The 20,287-nt window shown below is 37.2% G+C and carries 20 protein-coding genes; 4 read left to right on the top strand and 16 right to left on the bottom strand.

Features of this window, described 5'->3' with window-relative positions; genetic code table 11:
• Positions 1-12: 12 nt before the first annotated feature.
• The 8 genes from MKX66_RS25225 to MKX66_RS25190 all read right to left on the bottom strand — a co-directional run bounded on the left by MKX66_RS25225 (position 13) and on the right by MKX66_RS25190 (position 10,314).
• Positions 13-189: a hypothetical protein gene (locus tag MKX66_RS25225; protein WP_001242605.1), complete on the bottom strand. Its 177-nt coding sequence runs from the start codon at positions 187-189 to the stop codon at positions 13-15.
• A gap of 239 nt (positions 190-428) precedes the next feature.
• Positions 429-869, bottom strand: a complete 441-nt coding sequence (locus MKX66_RS25220) for a D-tyrosyl-tRNA(Tyr) deacylase (RefSeq protein WP_016092357.1) — start codon at positions 867-869, stop codon at positions 429-431.
• A gap of 17 nt (positions 870-886) precedes the next feature.
• Complete coding sequence (gene relA / locus MKX66_RS25215; protein WP_002015304.1) at positions 887-3,070, bottom strand: GTP diphosphokinase; 2,184 nt, start codon at positions 3,068-3,070, stop codon at positions 887-889.
• A gap of 211 nt (positions 3,071-3,281) precedes the next feature.
• Positions 3,282-3,794, bottom strand: a complete 513-nt coding sequence (locus MKX66_RS25210; protein WP_002015305.1) for an adenine phosphoribosyltransferase — start codon at positions 3,792-3,794, stop codon at positions 3,282-3,284.
• Between the two features lie 65 nt (positions 3,795-3,859).
• Positions 3,860-6,181, bottom strand: a complete 2,322-nt coding sequence (gene recJ, locus MKX66_RS25205) for a single-stranded-DNA-specific exonuclease RecJ (RefSeq protein WP_002129228.1) — start codon at positions 6,179-6,181, stop codon at positions 3,860-3,862.
• Positions 6,182-6,282: 101 nt separating this feature from the next.
• A complete protein-coding gene (locus tag MKX66_RS25200; RefSeq protein WP_341087377.1) occupies positions 6,283-7,176 on the bottom strand; it encodes a cation diffusion facilitator family transporter in 894 nt (297 codons plus the stop codon).
• Between the two features lie 307 nt (positions 7,177-7,483).
• Entirely contained in the window at positions 7,484-9,748 is a 2,265-nt protein-coding gene (gene secDF, locus MKX66_RS25195; protein ID WP_137076172.1) for a protein translocase subunit SecDF, read from the bottom strand.
• A 281-nt stretch (positions 9,749-10,029) separates the two neighbouring features.
• A complete protein-coding gene (locus tag MKX66_RS25190) occupies positions 10,030-10,314 on the bottom strand; it encodes a post-transcriptional regulator (protein ID WP_078175458.1) in 285 nt (94 codons plus the stop codon).
• A 186-nt stretch (positions 10,315-10,500) separates the two neighbouring features.
• Between MKX66_RS25190 and spoVB the strand changes: the two genes are divergently transcribed.
• Positions 10,501-12,060: a stage V sporulation protein B gene (gene spoVB / locus MKX66_RS25185; RefSeq protein WP_002015313.1), complete on the top strand. Its 1,560-nt coding sequence runs from the start codon at positions 10,501-10,503 to the stop codon at positions 12,058-12,060.
• Between the two features lie 29 nt (positions 12,061-12,089).
• Here spoVB and MKX66_RS25180 read toward each other — a convergent pair whose 3' ends face one another.
• On the bottom strand, positions 12,090-12,746 hold the full coding sequence (locus MKX66_RS25180; RefSeq protein ID WP_002143230.1) for a DUF421 domain-containing protein: 657 nt from the start codon (positions 12,744-12,746) through the stop codon (positions 12,090-12,092).
• 103 nt (positions 12,747-12,849) lie between these two features.
• On the opposite strand from MKX66_RS25180, the gene MKX66_RS25175 reads away from it, so the two are divergent.
• The gene (locus MKX66_RS25175; RefSeq protein WP_341087372.1) at positions 12,850-13,233 is read left to right on the top strand and encodes a TIGR04086 family membrane protein; all 384 of its coding nucleotides are present in this window, start codon (positions 12,850-12,852) and stop codon (positions 13,231-13,233) included.
• A gap of 37 nt (positions 13,234-13,270) precedes the next feature.
• On the opposite strand, the gene yajC is transcribed toward MKX66_RS25175, so the two are convergent.
• Genes yajC through ruvA form a run of 6 tightly spaced genes read right to left on the bottom strand, consistent with a single transcriptional unit; the run spans position 13,271 to position 17,604 of the window.
• Positions 13,271-13,531 carry a preprotein translocase subunit YajC gene (gene yajC / locus MKX66_RS25170; RefSeq protein WP_002034132.1) on the bottom strand — a complete coding sequence of 87 codons (261 nt, stop codon included), beginning with the start codon at positions 13,529-13,531 and terminating at the stop codon, positions 13,271-13,273.
• A gap of 27 nt (positions 13,532-13,558) precedes the next feature.
• Entirely contained in the window at positions 13,559-14,698 is a 1,140-nt protein-coding gene (gene tgt, locus MKX66_RS25165) for a tRNA guanosine(34) transglycosylase Tgt (protein ID WP_002015319.1), read from the bottom strand.
• Between the two features lie 12 nt (positions 14,699-14,710).
• A complete protein-coding gene (gene queA, locus MKX66_RS25160) occupies positions 14,711-15,763 on the bottom strand; it encodes a tRNA preQ1(34) S-adenosylmethionine ribosyltransferase-isomerase QueA (RefSeq protein ID WP_002143232.1) in 1,053 nt (350 codons plus the stop codon).
• A 19-nt stretch (positions 15,764-15,782) separates the two neighbouring features.
• Complete coding sequence (locus MKX66_RS25155; RefSeq protein WP_000138162.1) at positions 15,783-15,983, bottom strand: DUF2905 domain-containing protein; 201 nt, start codon at positions 15,981-15,983, stop codon at positions 15,783-15,785.
• On the bottom strand, positions 15,980-16,981 hold the full coding sequence (ruvB, locus tag MKX66_RS25150) for a Holliday junction branch migration DNA helicase RuvB (protein WP_000344470.1): 1,002 nt from the start codon (positions 16,979-16,981) through the stop codon (positions 15,980-15,982). The genes MKX66_RS25155 and ruvB overlap by 4 nt, the downstream gene beginning before the upstream one ends.
• Positions 16,982-16,986: 5 nt before the next feature.
• A complete protein-coding gene (gene ruvA, locus MKX66_RS25145) occupies positions 16,987-17,604 on the bottom strand; it encodes a Holliday junction DNA helicase RuvA (protein ID WP_002088786.1) in 618 nt (205 codons plus the stop codon).
• 189 nt (positions 17,605-17,793) lie between these two features.
• Here ruvA and MKX66_RS25140 point away from each other — a divergent pair, with 189 nt between their 5' ends.
• A complete protein-coding gene (locus tag MKX66_RS25140; protein WP_341087370.1) occupies positions 17,794-18,738 on the top strand; it encodes an iron-hydroxamate ABC transporter substrate-binding protein in 945 nt (314 codons plus the stop codon).
• Between the two features lie 10 nt (positions 18,739-18,748).
• Here the strand turns inward: MKX66_RS25140 and MKX66_RS25135 are convergent, their stop codons facing one another.
• Positions 18,749-19,264, bottom strand: a complete 516-nt coding sequence (locus tag MKX66_RS25135) for a BofC C-terminal domain-containing protein (RefSeq protein WP_215590210.1) — start codon at positions 19,262-19,264, stop codon at positions 18,749-18,751.
• Between the two features lie 588 nt (positions 19,265-19,852).
• On the opposite strand from MKX66_RS25135, the gene MKX66_RS25130 reads away from it, so the two are divergent.
• The gene (locus MKX66_RS25130; protein WP_341087369.1) at positions 19,853-20,287 is read left to right on the top strand and encodes a branched-chain amino acid ABC transporter substrate-binding protein; all 435 of its coding nucleotides are present in this window, start codon (positions 19,853-19,855) and stop codon (positions 20,285-20,287) included.

Below are 20,287 nucleotides of genomic sequence, written 5' to 3'. Positions count from 1 at the left end.
TTGTCAAGTGCTCTAAGAGCGCTCAATTTGCTTCTTTAGGCGCTTTACATCTTGTAGTGAAATTCCAAACTCAGAAGCAAGCTCCATTGAAGTATTGTTTTGTTCTTTTGAAATAAAATCATGAAAATTCACGTTAAACAGTTGATTTGCACCATTTGTAACAGAATGCCCTTTTTCATTCATACGCATACGTATATCCCTCACATTCAATATGGATGTTTTACTTGTTATTGTTCCATATTGATGAAAGAGTTATACATAACTAAAAACAGCTATTGATTCCAATTAAAGTGAAACTTTAATCAGTGGGTTTTGTCCATCTCCACTGATTATTCGTCCGACTCCCACAAATAGCGGGATAAATAAACAAAACATACAACAATGTATAAAAAAGAGAGGATTATATAATCCCCTCTTCTTAAGCAACACTATTTACTATCCACAATTAAGGTCACCGGACCATCATTGATTAAAGAAACATCCATCATTGCTCCGAACTGTCCTGTCTCCACATGCAGTCCTTGTTTACGAACTTCTTCATTAAAGAAATCATATAAATGTTCTGCATAATCAGGTTTCGCAGCATCCATAAAGTTTGGACGTCTTCCTTTACGGCAATCTCCGTATAATGTAAATTGCGAAATAGATAGAACTTGTCCCTTCATATCAAGTACAGAGTGGTTCATCTTTCCGCTCTCATCTTCAAAAATACGTAGGTTTGCAATTTTTTCTGCGATATAAGTTGCATCTTTTTCTGTATCTTCATGCGTAATGCCAACTAGTAATGTTAAACCGAATGGAATTTGTCCTACAATCTCGCCATCTACTGTGACAGACGCTTCCTTTGATCGTTGTAAAACAACTCTCATCTTTTCTACACTCCCTATTAATGCATCATGCGTCGTACGGCATAAATTTCTGGAACACGTTTAATGCGCTCTACTACTTTTTTCAAGTGTTGTAAGTTTCGAATTGAAATCGACATGTTAATCGTTGCCATCTTATTACGATCACTTCTACCAGAAACAGCTGAGATATACGTCTTCGTTTCTGTAACAGCTTGTAATACTTCATTCAATAGACCACGACGATCATAGCCTGAAATTTCAATATCAACATTGTACTCAATTTCTTTTTCAGGACTACCTTCCCAATCTACTTCTAGTAAACGCTCCACCGCTTCTTCTGTATGCACATTGACGCAATCGCAACGGTGAATTGATACGCCTCGACCTTTCGTAATATACCCAACGATATCATCGCCTGGAACTGGGTTACAGCATTTTGATAAACGAATTAACAAATTATCTGCACCACTTACCTTTACACCAGAATCCCATTTTCGAATTTTCATCGGTTTACGAACTTCTTTAACTTCAACGATGTCTTCTTCTTCACGTTGTTTACGGAACTTGTCCGTTAGTCGCGTAACAATTTGCGCTGCTGTAATTCCGTTATATCCAACTGCTGCAAACATATCTTCTTCATTTGCAAAGTTAAACTTCTCAGCGACACGTTTTAAATTATCAAGCGCTAATACTTCTTTCATCTCATACTCTAAGCCACGCACTTCTTTTTCAACAAGTTCACGGCCTTTTTCAATATTTTCATCTCTACGTTGTTTCTTAAAGAATTGACGTATTTTATTTTTCGCATGAGATGTTTGAGCAAGCTTTACCCAATCTTGACTTGGACCATACGAATGTTTCGATGTTAAAATTTCAATGATGTCACCAGTTTTCAACTTATAATCAAGCGTCACCATTTTCCCATTTACTTTTGCACCAATTGTCTTGTTTCCAATTTCCGAATGGACACGATACGAAAAATCAATTGGAACAGAGCCAAGTGGTAATTCCATTACATCGCCTTTTGGTGTAAAGACGAATACCATGTCAGAGAATAAATCAATTTTTAATGACTCCATAAATTCTTCTGCATTAGAAGCTTCATTTTGCCATTCTAATATTTGACGGAACCAAGTTAGTTTCTTCTCTAATGTACCCGTTGTTTCTGCTGCTTTACCTTCTTTATACGCCCAATGTGCCGCGATTCCGAATTCTGCAATCTCATGCATTTCTTTCGTACGAATTTGCACTTCTAGCGGATCACCTTTTGGTCCAATTACAGTCGTATGAAGAGATTGATATAAATTTGCTTTCGGCATTGCAATATAATCTTTAAAACGACCTGGCATTGGTTTCCAGCACGTATGAATAATTCCAAGCACCGCATAGCAATCTTTAATACTATTCACAACGACACGTACAGCTAGTAAATCGTAAATTTCATTGAATTGTTTATTTTGCAATGCCATTTTACGATAAATACTGTAAATATGTTTTGGTCTTCCAGAAATCTCAGGTTGAATTGAAACCTCTTTTAATTTCTCGCGAATGCCAGTCATTACTTCATCTAAATATTCTTCACGCTCTGCACGTTTACGCTTCATTAAATTCACAATACGATAATATTGCTGCGGGTTTAAATAGCGAAGTGACGTATCCTCTAACTCCCATTTAATAGTACTAATTCCGAGTCTATGTGCTAAAGGTGCAAAGATTTCTAACGTTTCATTTGCAATGCGACGCTGCTTCTCTTGAGGCAAATGTTTCAATGTACGCATGTTATGAAGACGATCAGCTAGTTTAATTAAAATAACTCGAATATCTTGAGCCATTGCAATAAACATTTTGCGATGGTTTTCTGCTTGTTGCTGCTCATGGGATTTGTATTTAATCTTTCCAAGCTTTGTAACACCATCGACAAGCATAGCGATTTCTTTATTAAATTCCCGTTCAATGTCTTCTAATGTAATTTCTGTATCTTCCACTACATCATGTAAGAAACCTGCCGATACTGTAGCCGGATCCATGTGTAAATCAACTAAAATACCTGCAACTTGAATTGGGTGAATAATATATGGTTCACCCGATTTTCTATATTGTTCGCTATGTGCATCACGCGCATATTCATAGGCACGTGCCACTAGCTCAATATCTCCATCCGCTAAATATTGACTTGCTTTCTCGAGTACCTGTTCAGCTGTTAGTACTTGCTCATTTGCCATCGAATCACCTTTTATTGAAAATTGACTTTATCTTTATTGAATAGAATAAATTATATTCTATCATTATAACCCAATGATTGTGAATTGTGAAAAGGAAAAGATTTTACTGACATTTCACCATGTTTTTTTGTGCAATTATACAAAAGTACCCGCTCCTCTCCAAGAGATTCACGGGTACTTTTTTATCACCGTAGTTTCACCTATATAATGATTAGTATTTTTCTAATACTAATACATCGTAACCATCTAACATTTTACGACCATCTAAGTAAGTAAGCTCTACTAAAAATGCAATTCCTGCTACAACTCCACCAAGTTCTTCAACTAGTTTAATTGTCGCTTCAATTGTTCCACCTGTAGCTAATAAGTCATCTGTAATTAATACACGTTGGCCGGGCTTAATTGCATCTTTATGGATTGTTAAAACATCCGTTCCATATTCTTTACCGTAGTCAACTGTAATTACTTCACGTGGTAATTTTCCTAATTTACGAACTGGTGCGAAACCTACTTCTAATGCATAAGAAACTGGGCAACCAATAATAAAACCACGCGCTTCTGGTCCTACTACAACATCAATGTCTCTTTTATTTGCATACTCAACGATTGCATCTGTTGCTGCTTTATATGCTTTTCCGTCGTTCATTAAAGGTGTAATGTCTTTAAACACAATACCTTCTTTCGGATAATCTGGTACAATTGCGATATGTTGCTTGAAATCCATATTTCTGAATCCTCCTCAGATATAAAAGGTTTGTAAATACAAATCCTTTACCCTAACTGTTCTACTTATTTATGATCACGAATCGTTTCAAACCATGTATATAGTTGCTGATATGTGCTATAAACCAATTCTTTCTCTAATTGTAAGTGGTTCATTTTCTCACGATATGTGTTCGATTCAATTAAATCACGCTTTTGTTTTTTATCTGCCATAAAAATGACACCGTCTTTTATTGTAACAAATTCTAACTCAAAAAACACCTGTGTCATGAAATTTACTGTATCTTTTGACCAACCTTTATGACGACACAGTTGTTCCCCATATTGCCTTAAAGAAAATGGTGTTTTTTGGCTTAAGAAAGAATAGTACCATTTAAAATGCTCCCTCGTTGGGACCGTACTAAATAAATGATTATTCTCTTGATAAAATAGCGTGTAAATTCGAGCTGGGAATCCAGCCTTAAATACATCACCTAATTCATCTGCTCCTTTCGGCAAATCAAGTAGCACAATGTATTGATCATCAAAATGAGCTACCTCTGATGCATGCACGATATGCTCTTTATAGCCTTCTAAAGAAAATTTATTCAATACCTCTTCAGAAAAATACACCATTGTTATTTTTTCTTTCGGAAGTTCTGCTAAATTTGCTTCTACATTACGCATACTACGCCAGTCAAATAATTGCCATGCCTCTACAGCAATATCTTGCACCATTAATTGCGGCTTTTTAAAGTTATTCCATTCATTAATGGACACTTCTCCTACTACAGAAACCTTCGCAACTGGAGAGATTTCTTTCGCATAAGTACCAAATCCAAATCCAATCGTGTCCAGTGTTGCTTGTCCATCACGAAGAGCCATTTTTAAATGCGAACCATCAGATCCAATTGCACGGATACTTTCTAAGTCGGCATCTTTCACCGCAATACGCGGTTTCGGATTTCCTACGCCAAATGGCGCTAACTTTTGCATATCCTCAATCGCGGCAAGCGTTACATCTTCTACTTTACAAAATGCATCCACTGCTGTAATCGGAATAAAATCTTCTGCTGTTAAAATTACATCTGCTTGCTCATTTAACCTGCGTCTTAATTCATCCACATCATTCATATTAAGTGTCATTCCCGCTGCCATCGGATGACCTCCGAAATGCGGTAACAATTCACGGCAATCTGAAAGGTTTGCAAACAAATCAAATCCTGCAATACTACGAGCCGATCCCTTTGCTGTTTCTTTATGAGGATCAATGCTTAATACAATCGTCGGACGATAAAAACGTTCAACTAACTTAGAAGCGACAATTCCAATTACCCCTGGATTCCAACCTTCTTTTGCAAGGACTAACACTTTATTTTCTTCTGGCGGGAAATTATTTTCGACTTCAGCGATAGCTTCTTCAGTAATTTGCTTTACAATATCTTTTCGAAGTTTGTTCAGCTCATCAATTTCTTCAGCTAGCTCTTTCGCTTCCTCTGGATCTTCTGATAATAAAAGGTGTACAGCAGGTGTTGCATCTTCCAAACGACCAACTGCATTAATACGAGGTGCGAGTGCGAACCCGATGCTTTCTTCTGTAATTTCGCTTTGCGAAACGTTAGCGACTTTAAATAACGCCTTTAAACCGATATTTCGAGTCATTCGCATATGCTTCAGTCCACGCTGTACTAATAATCTATTTTCACCGTGAAGCGATACTAAATCGGCTACCGTACCGATTACTGCAATTTCCAACAAATGCTCTGGCACACGACCCAAAAGTGCATGTGCAACTTTAAATGCAACACCAACACCCGCTAAATAATGAAACGGATAAACACCGCCTTCTAATTTCGGGTGAATAATCGCAAGTGCCTCTGGTAATTCTGGTGGTGGCTCATGATGATCTGTAATAATAAGATCTATTCCAAGTTCCTTCGCTACCTTCGCTTCATGTACCGCTGCGATACCAGTATCGACAGTAATAATTAGTGAGAACCCTGCACTGTGCGCCCAACGAAACGCTTCTTCATTTGGCCCATAGCCTTCAGTAAAACGATTTGGAATATAAAATTCTACTTCTGCACCTAATTCTTTGAGAGCAAGATATAACACAGTCGTACTACTTACTCCGTCCGCATCGTAATCGCCAAATATTAATATTTGTTCTCCATTTTCAATAGCTTTTTTCACACGTTCTACAGTCCGATCCATTCCTTCAAGTAAAAATGGATCATGAAATTCTTGATCTGCTGTATTTAAAAAGTCTACAATCTTATCTTCTGTATTTAAGCCTCTGCCAAGAAATAATGAAGTCACAAGAGGTGATAGTTGCAATTTATTTGCTAATTCACTCACTAGTTCCTCATTATATTCTTTTTCTTTCCAACGCGTCTTCGGTTGTAACACGAAATCACCCCTTAACCTATCCATTATACAAGACAGATTAAGGGGTGACAATATAATGCAAACTACGATTCGATATCTATATAATTAAATATCTGTTATGTTTAATTTGGAGAATACGGATTAATATGTACAAAAACGTTTTGTACGTTATCTTGTTTCATAAGTTTTTCTTTTACATGTTTTCCGATGCGGTGACCTTCTTCTACAGTGATATATGGATCTACAGATACTTTAATATCGACAATAACATAGTGGCCATGTTCTCTTGCATATAAAGAGCCTATTTTTTTCACACCTTCCACTTGAAAAACTGCCTCCCTAAGCGGAACAACATCTTCTTCATGCAGAACATGATCGAGCGTTGCATGAATAGCTTCTGCTCCAATACTCCACGCCATCTTAGCAACGAGAATTGAGACAAATAATCCTGCAATTGGATCGGCATATACAAGCCAATCTATACCTAACTTACCACCGATAATAGCTGCACAAATGCCGATTAAAGCTGCAATTGAAGAAAACACATCCGAACGGTGCTCATATGCATTTGCAATAATTGCAGCACTATTTATCCTCTTCCCTAATCGATATTTATACTGAAACATCCCTTCTTTCACTACAATCGAAAGAATAACTGCAAAAATCGTAATTCCTTTTGGTGGTTCTAAATCTTGTGAAAAAGCTTTTATAGACGAAATCGCTATCTCTACTCCAACAATAAATAATAATACCGCAACAATAATCGCTGAAATCGATTCCGCTTTACCATGACCATACGGATGATCTTCATCAGGCGGTTGCTTTGCCGCTCGTAATCCAAAAAGTACAGCTAACGAGCCAATTACATCTGATCCAGAATGCACTGCATCCGCTAAAAGTGCCTTACTGTTTCCAATATAACCAATTACCGCTTTTACAATCGCTAATATAATATTACCAACGATTCCGACAATAGCACCAAACTCGGCCTGTTTAAAACGTTCATCTTTTTCCATAATTGAAATCCCTTCTTTTCTTAACCTATCTTTTTATCCCGCTATTTGCGGGCAGTAAGCCCCCCACCTCAAAATCCGGCAAATACAAGGAAGTTAGGTGGGAGATCAACTGCCCGTAAAAGCCCGATTGGTGAGGGCTAATAATAAGTGGGGATGAACAAAACCCCCACTTATTAAAGTTTCACTTTATTTTAACAAAATCAGCGATAACATCACCACTTTATTCCATTTCATTCTTTCAAAAGTTGCTATCTTATTGTATCCACAAACGAAAAAAGAGATGCCTCATAATGAGACATCATCTTTTTTATACTTGCGGTTCAGGTTCTTCTTTCTCAACCTTTTTCTTGTTTTTTCCCTTTTTCAAACGACGGTTTTCAAGCATTAACCAAATTTGAGAAGCAACGAAAATAGAAGAGTACGTACCTACAACTAATCCAATTAATAATGCAAGTGAGAAGTTACGCAGTGATTCACTACCGAAAATAAGTAGTGTGATTACTGGGAATAACACTGTTAACACTGTATTAATTGAACGACCAATTGTTTGACGAATACTTGAGTTTACGATTTCTTCTAGGTCTTTTATGTCGCGAACTCGTTTTTTCTGTTTGTATAACTCACGGTTTCTATCAAACGTAACGATTGAGTCATTGATAGAGTAACCAATAATCGTTAATATCGCAGCGATAAACGTTAAGTCTACCTCTATTTGGAAAAGACTAAACATAACAATCATAACGAATGCATCATGTAATAATGCGATTACCGCAGATAATGCATATGTGAAGCGGAAACGAATACTTACGTATAAGATGATAACCAATGAAGCTATCAGAACCGCGATGAATGCATTTCGTGCAATCTCTTTACCGATTGTCGGCGAAACTGTACTTACGTTTGGCTCTGTACCGTATTTATCGTTAAAGAATGTTTTTGTTTTCGCAATTTCATCTTTCGATAAAACGCCTAACGTACGAACAGCGAAACCTTTATTGTCATCTCCGGTCGGTACAATATCTTCTTCCTTCACATCGATGTTCAATTCTTTCAAATCTTTATGAATATTAGAAACAGTAGTTGCTTGTTTTGATTGCAAGTCAATACGTGTACCACTTGCAAAGTCAATACCAAGATTCATTTTGAAAATCGGTAATATAATTGCCCCAGCAATTACAACTACAATTGAGAATAAGAAAAATTTATGACCGATATTTACGAAATTAATACGATCAAATCTCGTCGGTGGATGTACTGCACCTTTTGTTAATGGAATAATATCCTTTTCCTTAACACCAAAGTAAGATAGTTTCTTATCAAAGTAACGGCTCTTTACAAGTAAACCTAGTAAGAAACGAGTACCGAATACGTTCGTAATGAAACCAACTAAAATACTTACGATTAAACTTGTTGCGAATCCTTTTACAGAGCTATTACCGTAAGCGAATAATACACCAGCTGCTGCAATTGTTGTAATGTTCGCATCTAAAATTGTCGATAATGAACGATGGTTACCAGCACGGAATGCTGACATCATCGACTTACCAATTTTAAGCTCTTCCTTCAATCTCTCGTACGTAATGATATTCGCATCAACTGCGATACCAACCCCGAGCACTAATGCCGCAATACCCGGTAACGTAAGAACTGCATGCATCCAGTTAAAGACAAGTAATGTAACGAAAATGTATAAACCTAACATAATAACCGCTACAAGTCCTGGTAAACGGTAGAATACAAGCATGAATAAGAAGATAATAGCAATACCAATCGCACTAGCGAAAATCGTTTGCTCTAATGCTTGTTGACCAAATTTCGCTCCAACAGATGTTGAATACATTTCTTTTAAATCAACAGGAAGTGCACCTGCATTTAATAAAGATGAAAGTTCTTTCGCACTTTCAACTGTAAAGTTTCCACCTACGATAGATACTTCAGCTTGGTTAAATACTTGGCTTACTGTTGCTGCTGATAAAAACTTCGGATTCGGTTTTGCTGATTCTGCTTTATATGAATCTTTTCCTTCTTCAAAATCAAGCCAAATTACCATTAAATTCGTTGGTGGTGGCATTTTTGAAATCTTTTCAGTTACTTCACGGAATTTTTCAGCGCTTTTTAGTGTAAGACCTACGCTCGCACGGCCTTGCTCATCAAATGTTTGCTTCGCTCCGCCGCCTTTTAAATCCGCTCCGTCCATAAGCAGGTTATCATCCACATCACGGAATGTTAGTTTCGCTTGTGTTGATAACATTTCACGTGCTTTTTGCTGATCTTGTACACCAGCAAGCTGTACACGAATTCGATCTTCCCCTTCGATTTGAATGTTCGGCTCACTTACACCAAGAACATTGACACGATTTTCAAGAGCACCTACTGTACTTACAAGTGCATCACGATCGATTTTATCACCTTTTTTGGCTGGTTTTACTTCATACAGAATTTCAAAACCACCGCGAAGGTCTAGTCCTAGACTAATTCCTTTTGCTATGTCTTTTCCTGCCGCACCAATTACTCCACCAATTAATAAAACGATGAGGAAAAAGGCGGCAATTCTTGTACCACGCTTTGCCATATGTACCCTCTTTCTGCTACTAACACTTTCAATAAATCTCTTACGATTCATTTTCGCACGTGTGCATACGCCTAGTTAGTAGACTTACTTTCTATAAAACACATGTATTTCCGCTAGTTCATCACTAGCTGTGTCGGTAAGCTTTTCACAATACCTACACTTTCATTATTTATTTTTTCTCTTCACTACCTCCTTTATATATAATCTTAGACATAATTAATTCCTCTTTATCAATACCTATCATTATACTGCAAAAGGAAGAACAAACCAATTACAGTCGGTTATTTATTTTCATATTCATCAAACGACCAAAGTGGCGCCTGATATGCTTCAACAGTTAAATAATTCATATATTCATTAGTACTTACTCTTAATACATCATTTACTAATGCATACAACCTAACATCACTGTCTATCTTTTTCCACTTTTTCGCCTTGAGAAACTTCCAAATATCATTATCTGTCACTCGGTCGTAACCGAACATGTGAAACTCTTCTACTTTACTTTCTAAAACGACTTGTAACTGTCCGCGGTATGATTCTACCAAAGCCTCATTATCCAACATATATAACATCTCCTTCTTATTTCAGCACAAAAAGTCGCTTTTAATCCCGCTCTAATGGACAGTAATAACTTCTTTCAAGAGTACCATTCATACTTCACTCTCTTAAATGCTTGTCATTCTTGTCTCATACGTGCATATAAATTATTGTAAATCATTCCATTGATTTTGAGAAGGTAGGAGAAGAGTATGACGAGACAAAGCTTTTTAAAAGGTGCATTTATTTTAATGATAGCTGGCTTTATTACAAAAATCCTTGGATTTATTAACCGCATTGTAATGGCACGTATTTTAGGCGAAGAAGGCGTTGGCCTTTATATGATGGCTGTCCCCACCTTCATTTTAGCAATTACACTAACACAAATTGGCCTTCCTGTTGCAATCGCAAAATTTGTAGCAGAAGCGGAAGCAGTGAACGATAAACAAAGAGTTAAAAAAATATTAACTGTCTCGCTAGCCGTTACATCCATTATTAGCATCATTTTAACAATTGGGATTATGCTACTCACACCTATTTTAGCAAAAACATTATTAACAGATGAAAGAACTTACTATCCATTAATGGCTATTTTACCTGTCGTCCCCGTTATTGCAGTTTCTTCCGTTTTACGTGGTTATTTCCAAGGGAAACAAAACATGAAGCCGAGCGCTTACGCTCAAGTCATAGAACAAGTTGTCCGCATTACAATTATCGCTGTATGCATTCGGTTATTTTTACCTTACGGCGTAGAATACGCTGCAGCCGGTGCCATGCTATCAGCTGTTCTTGGCGAAGTTGCATCTTTATTATTTTTACTTACTTTATTCCAACGCGAAAAACATTTATCTATACGCTCTGGATTTTTCACTACTGTAAAGGAGAGCAAAAATACGTTTTATTCCCTTATGGACATTGCTTTACCAACTACAGGAAGCCGTTTAATTGGTTCCGTTTCTTATTTCTTTGAACCTATCGTCGTTATGCAAAGCTTAGCGATCGCCGGCGTTGCTGCTTCTGTCGCAACTCAGCAATACGGTATATTAAACGGATATGCGTTCCCGCTTCTATCACTGCCAGCCTTTATTACATACGCTCTTTCTACAGCACTCGTCCCATCAATTAGCGAGGCAATGGCAAAGAGACAACACAAATTAGTGGAACACCGATTACAACAAGCACTTCGAATTTCCTTAATAACCGGCGGATGGTCAGTCGTTATATTATATGTATTTGCTTCTCCAGTTTTAACTCTCATGTACGGATCAGACAACGCGGCCGCATTCATCCAGCTTCTTGCACCTTGCTTTTTATTTCATTATTTTCAAAGCCCCCTTACGTCTGTCTTGCAAGCTTTAAACTTAGCACGCGCTGCTATGATGAACACATTCATTGGCGCTATCGTAAAATTAATCGTTATCTTTGTACTCGCTTCACGCCCAGAGTTCCAAATGATGGGGGTTGCCCTCGCCATCGCAGCAAATATAGTAACCGTAACATTCCTTCACTACGCCACTGTTTTAAAGAAAATTGCATTTACCATTTATGCAAAAGACTATATTTTCGGCGGAATTGCTATCGGGATTGCTGGTACCTTCGGTTTTTATCTTCATAAGTATATCGTTTTTTCTCATTCACTTGGCATACAAACATTATGGGAAATCACTTTAACAACAATCGTTTATATCGTTCTCCTCTTCGTTTTCAAACTCATTCGAAAAGAAGAATTAAGTCGTCTCCCTATCATTCGGAAACTTTCATTTTTGAAGTAAGCAGGCTTGCCATTCAAAATGGTAAGCCTCTAATTTTCTTTCAAATCAACGAAAAACTGTCCATTTTGAAAACTACAATATAAAATCCGTTTCACATCTTTATAACCTAAGTTATTCAGTTTCTCAACGAGCCACCCATCTGTATGTTCGATCATTTGCAAATGATTGTATTGAATTTCTCCATCAATAATTAGTGGGAGTGTAAAAATTGGTGTATCATTTTTGCTCTTTTTACTTTTTTGTTTTTGAAAGACAGATAACTTTCCAGATGGTTCTAAAATAGCGTATTCTACATCACGCACATCTCCGATTCCTTGCTCACGTAGCTGCATCAATAAATCATCTATGTTATATCGCTGCTTCCGCATCTTTTTTTCATCAATTTTACCTGCATTCACAAGAATCGCAGGCTCCCCTTCTATTAAATGCCGAAAACGCTGAAACTTTAAAGAAATGACCGACAAAATGATTTGTATACACATAAGAAAAGTCATTGGAACTAATTGATGCCAAAGTGATTTATCTGTATTTTCGATTGCCACTACAGCCATTTCACCGAGCATAATGAATACAACTAAATCTAATACACTTAATTCTCCAATTTCACGTTTACCCATAAGACGAAAAATAATTAAAATGATTATATACAAAAGCATTGTTCGTCCGATTATTGATACCCATTCCATTTCTACATCCCCTTTTTTTACTTATAGGCTCCCCTACAAAAAAGAAACTAGTCTAACTTAAACAAAATGAAAATATGCTTGTATTAAAAAGGGGGAATGCATAATGGATGGAACGAAAAAATTATCGAGCGCAATCGGCTTCGGTATTATTACCTTATTAATCCTCGCATCTATTACAAGTATGATCATGGCTCTTTTATTAAAATTTACGAATATTAATGAAGGGACATTAGTAATTATTATTTTTATAATAGCCCTTCTATCTATGCTTACGTCTGGATTTATTGCTGGTAAAAAGGCACAAGGAAAAGGATGGCTAGTAGGTTTCACAACAGGCCTTACATTCGCTATTCTCGTCTTTCTCGTTAACTATTTAGGCTTCTCTCAAACTTTATCGAACTCACAGTTACTCTACCAATTAGCATTAATGGGTGCGAGTACACTCGGAGGTATTTTCGGTGTAAATATGTCAAAACAAAATAGTTAAAAAAAGGCCCTGCACATTTCATGCAGGGCCTTCATCATTAGTTTTTCACAACTTCACGAATCGCATTGCGATCGAAAGTTAAGTGTGAACCACCAGATTTAACAACAATTTTTGTTTCATCCACTGATTCGATTGTAGCGTGTAAACCACCGATTGTTACGATAGCATCACCTTTTTTGATTTCATTTTGCATTTGAGCAACTGCTTTTTGACGCTTTTGTTGCGGGCGAATTAATAAGAAATAGAAAATCGCAAACATCGCAACAATCATAACGATATTCATCATACCTGCATTCATCTTGTGTTCCTCCTTTTAAATTATGTATTAGAAGTTTTTAGCATTCGGTTTATTAAAGCCATACTGTTCAAAGAACTCTTCGCGGAAATCGCCAAGACGGTCTTCACGAATAGCTTGTCTCACCTGCTCCATTAAGTTTAACAGAAAATGAAGGTTGTGATAAGACGTTAAACGAATTCCGAACGTTTCATCACATTTCATTAAGTGACGAATGTACGCACGAGAATAGTTTTTACATGTGTAGCAATCACAGTTCGGATCAAGCGGCCCGAAGTCTCTAGCGAATTTCGCGTTTTTCACAACTAAGCGGCCTTCACTTGTCATACATGTACCATTTCGAGCGATACGAGTCGGAAGTACACAGTCAAACATATCAACACCGCGAATCGCACCATCAATTAACGAGTCAGGAGAACCTACACCCATTAAGTAACGTGGTTTATCATCAGGAAGAAGTGGTGTTGTAAACTCAAGAACACGATTCATAATATCCTTCGGTTCACCAACAGATAGACCGCCTATAGCATAGCCAGGGAAGTCCATTGAAACAAGATCTTTCGCACTTTGACGACGAAGCTCTTCAAACTCCCCGCCCTGTACAATACCGAATAAACCTTGATCTTGTGGACGTTCATGCGCCTTTAGGCAACGCTCTGCCCAGCGGCTTGTACGCTCTACCGACTTTTTCATGTATTCAAAAGTAGCTGGGAACGGTGGACACTCATCAAATGCCATCATGATATCTGAACCTAATGCATTTTGGATTTCCATCGCTTTTTCTGGAGATAAGAATAATTTATCGCCATTTAAGTGATTGCGGAAATGAACGCCTTCCTCTTCAATACGTCGGAAATCACTTAAGCTAAATACTTGGAATCCACCTGAATCCGTTAAGATTGCACGATCCCAGTTCATAAACTTATGCAAGCCACCTGCTTCACGAATAATTTCGTGGCCTGGACGTAGCCATAAATGATACGTATTGCTTAAAATAATGCCAGAATCCATTGCTTTTAATTCTTCTGGTGACATTGTTTTAACTGTTGCAAGTGTACCAACTGGCATAAATGTTGGTGTATCAAATGAGCCGTGTGGCGTGTGCACTCGACCTAAACGCGCACCCGTTTGTTTACAAGTTTTAATAAATTCATAACGAATTGCTGTCATAATTTACTCCTTTTATTTGTTTCTCATTTTAGCGTGAGATGCAACGAACATCGCATCACCGAAACTAAAGAAACGATATTTTTCTTTTACTGCTTCATTATAAGCATGAAGTACATTATCTCTATTTGAAAATGCACTTACAAGCATAATTAATGTTGATTTCGGCAAATGGAAGTTTGTAATTAAACCATCAATTGCTTTAAATTCATATCCTGGGTACATAAAAATATCTGTCCAGCCAGAAGCTGCGCAAAGCTTACCACTATTATCTGTCGCAATCGTTTCTAACGTACGAGTTGATGTCGTACCTACAGTAATAATACGGCCGCCATTCTCTTTCACGCGGTTTAATAACGCCGCAGTCTCTTCAGACATATGGTAATACTCTGCGTGCATATGATGCTCTTCAATAGTATCTGCAGAAACTGGTCTAAAAGTTCCAAGTCCTACATGGAGTGTAATGAATGCTAACCCGACGCCTTTTTGCTTCAATTTCTCAAGTAACTCTTCTGTAAAGTGAAGGCCAGCCGTCGGTGCTGCTGCTGAACCGATTTCCTTCGCATATACCGTTTGATAACGATCGCGATCTTCTAGCGTCTCTTTAATATACGGAGGAAGTGGCATTTCTCCAAGCTCGTCTAAAATTTCATAAAAGATGCCGTCATATGAAAACTCAAGTTGACGCCCACCTTGATCTGCTGTTCCAATGCAAGTTGCTTTTAACTTTCCTTCACCAAAAGAGATGACAGTTCCTTCTTTTACACGCTTCGCTGGCTTTATAAGCGTTTCCCACTTATCGCCTTCTTCTTGTTTTAGAAGAAGTACTTCAATGTGCGCGCCTGTATCTTCTTTCACACCGTGCAAACGAGCAGGCATAACTTTCGTTTCATTTAAAACTAAGCAATCCCCCTCATGTAAGTAAGAAAGAATGTCTGTAAAATGTTTATGCTCAATATCGCCTGTTTCACGATCTAACACCATTAATCTTGATGTTTCACGATCTTCTAATGGGATTTGTGCAATAAGTTCTTCTGGTAAATGAAAATCAAACAGATTAATATCCATAACTGTATCCACCTATTTCTTATTTAAATCGATTTATTATATACATAATAAAAGATAATACAATACTTAACACAATACATGTAATGATAGGAAAATAAAAGGTAACGTTACCTTTTTTCACAAAAATATCGCCTGGAAGCCTTCCTATGAACTTCCAAGCTAATCCAACAACAATGAGCAAAATACCAGCTGTAATAAGCAGCTTTGGCATCTCCGTCATACTTTTGGCATCTCCATTCCGAAATGCTCATATGCGAGCGGTGTTACGATCCGGCCTCTTGGCGTTCTTTGTAAAAAGCCAATTTGTAATAAATACGGCTCATACACATCTTCAATCGTATGAGATTCTTCCCCAATCGTTGCTGAAACAGTTTCTAATCCAACTGGACCACCGCGGAACTTTTCAATAATACCAAGCAGTAATTTATGGTCGATATGATCAAGTCCTAATTTATCTACTTGTAATAGTTCTAACGCCATTTGTGTAATTTCCATCGCAATCGTTCCGTCACTGCGAACTTGTGCGAAGTCACGTACACGTCGTAATAGACGATTCGCAATACGAGGTGTACCACGAGCACGTCTTGCAATTTCTAATGCAGCTAACGAATCTATTTCAACTTCAAACACTTCTGCTGTACGTTCTACAATCGCAGAAAGCTGATCTACTGTATAGTACTCTAATCGTGAAAGTACACCGAAACGGTCACGAAGTGGTGCTGATAATGCACCTGCACGCGTCGTTGCCCCAACTAGCGTAAATGGAGGTAAATCTAGACGTACAGAGCGAGCTGACGGTCCTTTCCCAATAACGATATCAAGGCAAAAGTCTTCCATCGCTGGGTATAACACTTCTTCAATAGATCTATGCAAACGATGAATTTCATCAATAAATAATACATCTCCTGGCTGAAGCGCTGTTAATACAGCTGCTAAATCTCCTGGTCTTTCAATTGCGGGACCTGACGTCGTTCGAATGTTAACACCCATTTCATTGGCAATAATATTCGCAAGCGTCGTTTTACCAAGTCCAGGTGGGCCATATAAAAGTACGTGATCTAACGTTTCTTCACGCATTTTCGCCGCTTCAATAAACACTTCTAAATTATGTTTCGCTTTATCTTGGCCAATATACTGACGGAGCGTCTGTGGCCGTAATGAATACTCTAAATCCGCATCTTCGTATCCAGATTCCCCTGAAAGGAGACGTTCGTCCATTATACTCACCTCTTACCATTTAGTAAAAGACTAAGTGCCTTTTTAATATATTGATCCGTCGTTAGTGATTCTTTTAATAACTCTGGTACAACGCGAGAGACTTCTCGTTCTGCATAGCCAAGTGCACGCAGTGCTTCCAGTGCTTCATCAAGTTCAACTGATGAACCTTTCTTCGTATCAAAACTTTCAGTATCTGAGAACAAATCAACAAACGCATCTGGTACAACATCTGCTAGTTTTCCTTTTAAATCTAAAATCATTTGGCGCGCTGTTTTCTTTCCGACGCCTGGGAACTTCACTAAGAACTTCTCATCTTCATGTTCAATCGCTTGAACGACCTGTCCGGTTTGACCAGAAGCTAAAATTGCAAGAGCACCTTTTGGTCCAATCCCCGATACACCTAACAATTTTGTAAATAATAAACGCTCTTCACGTGTTTTAAACCCGTAAAGTGCCATAATATCTTCTCTCACATAATGATATGTATAGACACGGATTTCTTGCTTACTTCTTTGAAATACATACGGATTTGGTGTGAAAATTTGATAACCAATTCCATTATGGTCAATTACGACATATTCCGGTCCTACATACTCCACGTAACCTGTAACATATTCAAACAAAATACGATCTCTCCCTCTCAAATCATGTATTCCATTTTAACATATTTAACAATAGAAAAGCGAGACTGCCCCAACAAATGTTCCCCGTTTACAATTTCCGTTTTTTTCTATTGACATAAATACAAAAAGAACATTAATATACAGAAGTCGATAATGATTATCAATATTAATTAAAGGGGTTACATCAGGATGAAACAAAAGCTATTTATTTTATTTACTATTATGCTAGTTGTTCTTTCTATCGTTGGCTGTTCTTCTCAAAAAGAAGAAGCAAAAGCAAAAGAACAACCGAAAACAAAAGTTGTAAAACATGCTAAAGGAGAAGCAACAATTCCAGCTAATCCAAAGAGAATTGTTGATTTATCTGGATCAACAGAGGAATTATTAATCCTTGGACATAAACCTGTTGGCACAGCAAACACATATAAAGATAAAATCCAAAATCACTTAACGGACAAGCTAGACGGGGTAAAGGCAGTCGGCTGGTACTGGGCACCTAAAGTTGATTTAGAGGCTGTTACCGCTTTAAAACCAGACTTAATTATTTTAAACAATCGTCAATTGAAAATTTATGATCAACTAGAAAAAGTGGCACCGACAGTTGTTCTAGAAACAAATCTAGAAGACTGGCGCGGTAAGTTTAAAGAAGTAGGTAAACTATTTGGCGAAGAAAAGAAAGCCGACAAATGGATTGCAGATTACGATAAAAAAGCAGACTCTTTATCTAAAAAAATTAAAGGAAAAACAAAAGATGAGAACTTTATGTTCGTTGCAGTAACACCACAAAACTTCCGTGTATACGGTAGCTTCGGATACGATGACATCATCTTTAACGACTTAAAGCTTCCAGCAACAAAAGGTACAGATTTAAAACAAACGATGGCACAAGTATCACTAGAAGGTCTTGTTGCATTCCAGCCTGATCAAATGTTTATTGTAAACTTCGGCGGAGAAGCTGATAAAGTGTACGAAGACTATAAAAACAGTGCGGTTTGGAAAGATAATAAAGCAGTAAAAAACAATCACGTATATGAAGTATCGAATGAAGTCTTCAATACGAAAGCATTCAATCCAATCGGAAAAGATATGCTAATTGATGAAATCGCAAAAGAGATTTTAGCTAAGAATAAATAAAAAAAGCAGCTCACCCTGAGCTGCTTTTTTTATTATTTTGCACTGCGTATTGCTTCATTTTTTCGATTGTCTTCACGAATCCTTCTTTTGACTTAATACGAATACCACGCTTTAGTTTTGCTCGCTCATAACTCTCAAGCTTTTTCATATCAATTTGAAAGAAGGAATGGATCGCGTTATCACTTTTCGGTACCCCTTTAAAAATTTGCAATATCCCTTCCTCTGAAACACCAAAATAACCGCTCGTTTTCAGTAAAGGAGAAATATCATCAACTTTCCTTTGTAATACGATTTGCACATCATCACGATCAACAAGTTGCCATTCTTTATATTGCTGCAAAAACTTTTCTAAATCCGCTACTTTTTCTGTCAGTATTTCCTCACTTACTTCTCCATCAACATACATGCGCTCTAATAAAATTGTAACTTGAGGTTCTTTTTCTACTACTTCTGCCCTCACATCGGATCCATAAGCTAAGCAAAACATCACAACGAAAGCTTGCACTGCAATTAGCATCCATTTCATTTCCGTTCACCTCTTCTAGGCAAAATCATACTTTCATTTGTAGCTTTTCCGGAAATGGGGGTTTTATCCATATAAACAATAGCATTAAATTTCTAAGGAAAATAAAGTGAAACTTTAATCAGTGGGGGGTTTTGTTCATCCCCCCACTGGTTATTAGTTAAACCAATCGGGCTTTTACGGGCAGTTGATCTCCCACCTAACTCCCTCGCATTCGCCGAATTTTGAGGTGGGAGTCTTACTGCCCACAAATAGCGGGACAAAAAATGCAGATAAGGGTTAATCCTCATCTGCATGTATCATTTACTTTTATATAAAATGAAAGACGCCTGCAAAGCAGGCGTCTGATGCGTTTACGGCGAAAGACCAGGCGACCACATTCGCGTGTTTAGCACTTAAGCATATCTCTCGACTTACGTAAATTAGCTCATCGCTTTGCTAATATAACATTAACAAGGTAGAAGCGCAATATATTTCTAAATATATTTTTCTTCCTCTTTCAACCAATTGAAATTTATGTAAATTATAAATTTATTAATGTAATATATATATTACAATTAATGCTATAAATATAAACAGGGGATGAATGCCTTGAAAAAAATTAAAGATGAACGCCTCATACTTCAAACGTTAAAAAACATACGTATTGCCTTTCTTTTTCAATCAATTGGTATAATCGGAATTTTAGGCTATATCGGATTCACAGAAGGAATTGATCAAATTACGAAATCTCCATTGTGGTTATTATTTATTCTTACAAGTATTGTACTTAGTTATTTACAATTAAGCGTTTCTATCGATGTAGAAGAAAGCGAAAAGGAAATAAAGTTAACTCCTTATTACAAAATTATTTTACGCTCTCTTATTTTAGGAATTATCATGGCTATTATTTATATCATTTTCAGTCCAGAAAGACCTCTATTTGAAGCTATTTTAACAGGTGGTATTCTCTTCATATGCTTTTTAGCGTCTTACTCCGTTAGTTATTTTGTAAAAAAACGTCGTTTACAAGACGAAGATGAATAA

Source organism: Bacillus sp. FSL R9-9530 (assembly GCF_038008145.1).
In the GTDB taxonomy this organism is placed as follows: Bacteria; Bacillota; Bacilli; order Bacillales; family Bacillaceae_G; genus Bacillus_A; species Bacillus_A mycoides.
This window is presented reverse-complemented; position numbering and strand designations above follow the sequence as displayed.

What these genes read in the sequence shown, in the direction of transcription:
- tgt (WP_002015319.1), bottom strand. Translation starts at nt 14,698, where the DNA reads ATGACAGCAATTCGTTATGAATTTATTAAAACTTGTAAACAAACGGGT.
- MKX66_RS25135 (WP_215590210.1), bottom strand. Translation starts at nt 19,264, where the DNA reads ATGAAATGGATGCTAATTGCAGTGCAAGCTTTCGTTGTGATGTTTTGC.
- relA (WP_002015304.1), bottom strand. Translation starts at nt 3,070, where the DNA reads ATGGCAAATGAGCAAGTACTAACAGCTGAACAGGTACTCGAGAAAGCA.
- spoVB (WP_002015313.1), top strand. Translation starts at nt 10,501, where the DNA reads ATGACGAGACAAAGCTTTTTAAAAGGTGCATTTATTTTAATGATAGCT.
- queA (WP_002143232.1), bottom strand. Translation starts at nt 15,763, where the DNA reads ATGGATATTAATCTGTTTGATTTTCATTTACCAGAAGAACTTATTGCA.
- MKX66_RS25220 (WP_016092357.1), bottom strand. Translation starts at nt 869, where the DNA reads ATGAGAGTTGTTTTACAACGATCAAAGGAAGCGTCTGTCACAGTAGAT.
- yajC (WP_002034132.1), bottom strand. Translation starts at nt 13,531, where the DNA reads ATGAATGCAGGTATGATGAATATCGTTATGATTGTTGCGATGTTTGCG.
- MKX66_RS25180 (WP_002143230.1), bottom strand. Translation starts at nt 12,746, where the DNA reads ATGGAATGGGTATCAATAATCGGACGAACAATGCTTTTGTATATAATC.
- MKX66_RS25140 (WP_341087370.1), top strand. Translation starts at nt 17,794, where the DNA reads ATGAAACAAAAGCTATTTATTTTATTTACTATTATGCTAGTTGTTCTT.
- MKX66_RS25225 (WP_001242605.1), bottom strand. Translation starts at nt 189, where the DNA reads ATGCGTATGAATGAAAAAGGGCATTCTGTTACAAATGGTGCAAATCAA.
- MKX66_RS25190 (WP_078175458.1), bottom strand. Translation starts at nt 10,314, where the DNA reads ATGTTGGATAATGAGGCTTTGGTAGAATCATACCGCGGACAGTTACAA.
- MKX66_RS25155 (WP_000138162.1), bottom strand. Translation starts at nt 15,983, where the DNA reads ATGACGGAGATGCCAAAGCTGCTTATTACAGCTGGTATTTTGCTCATT.
- secDF (WP_137076172.1), bottom strand. Translation starts at nt 9,748, where the DNA reads ATGGCAAAGCGTGGTACAAGAATTGCCGCCTTTTTCCTCATCGTTTTA.
- MKX66_RS25200 (WP_341087377.1), bottom strand. Translation starts at nt 7,176, where the DNA reads ATGGAAAAAGATGAACGTTTTAAACAGGCCGAGTTTGGTGCTATTGTC.
- MKX66_RS25175 (WP_341087372.1), top strand. Translation starts at nt 12,850, where the DNA reads ATGGATGGAACGAAAAAATTATCGAGCGCAATCGGCTTCGGTATTATT.
- MKX66_RS25210 (WP_002015305.1), bottom strand. Translation starts at nt 3,794, where the DNA reads ATGGATTTCAAGCAACATATCGCAATTGTACCAGATTATCCGAAAGAA.
- ruvB (WP_000344470.1), bottom strand. Translation starts at nt 16,981, where the DNA reads ATGGACGAACGTCTCCTTTCAGGGGAATCTGGATACGAAGATGCGGAT.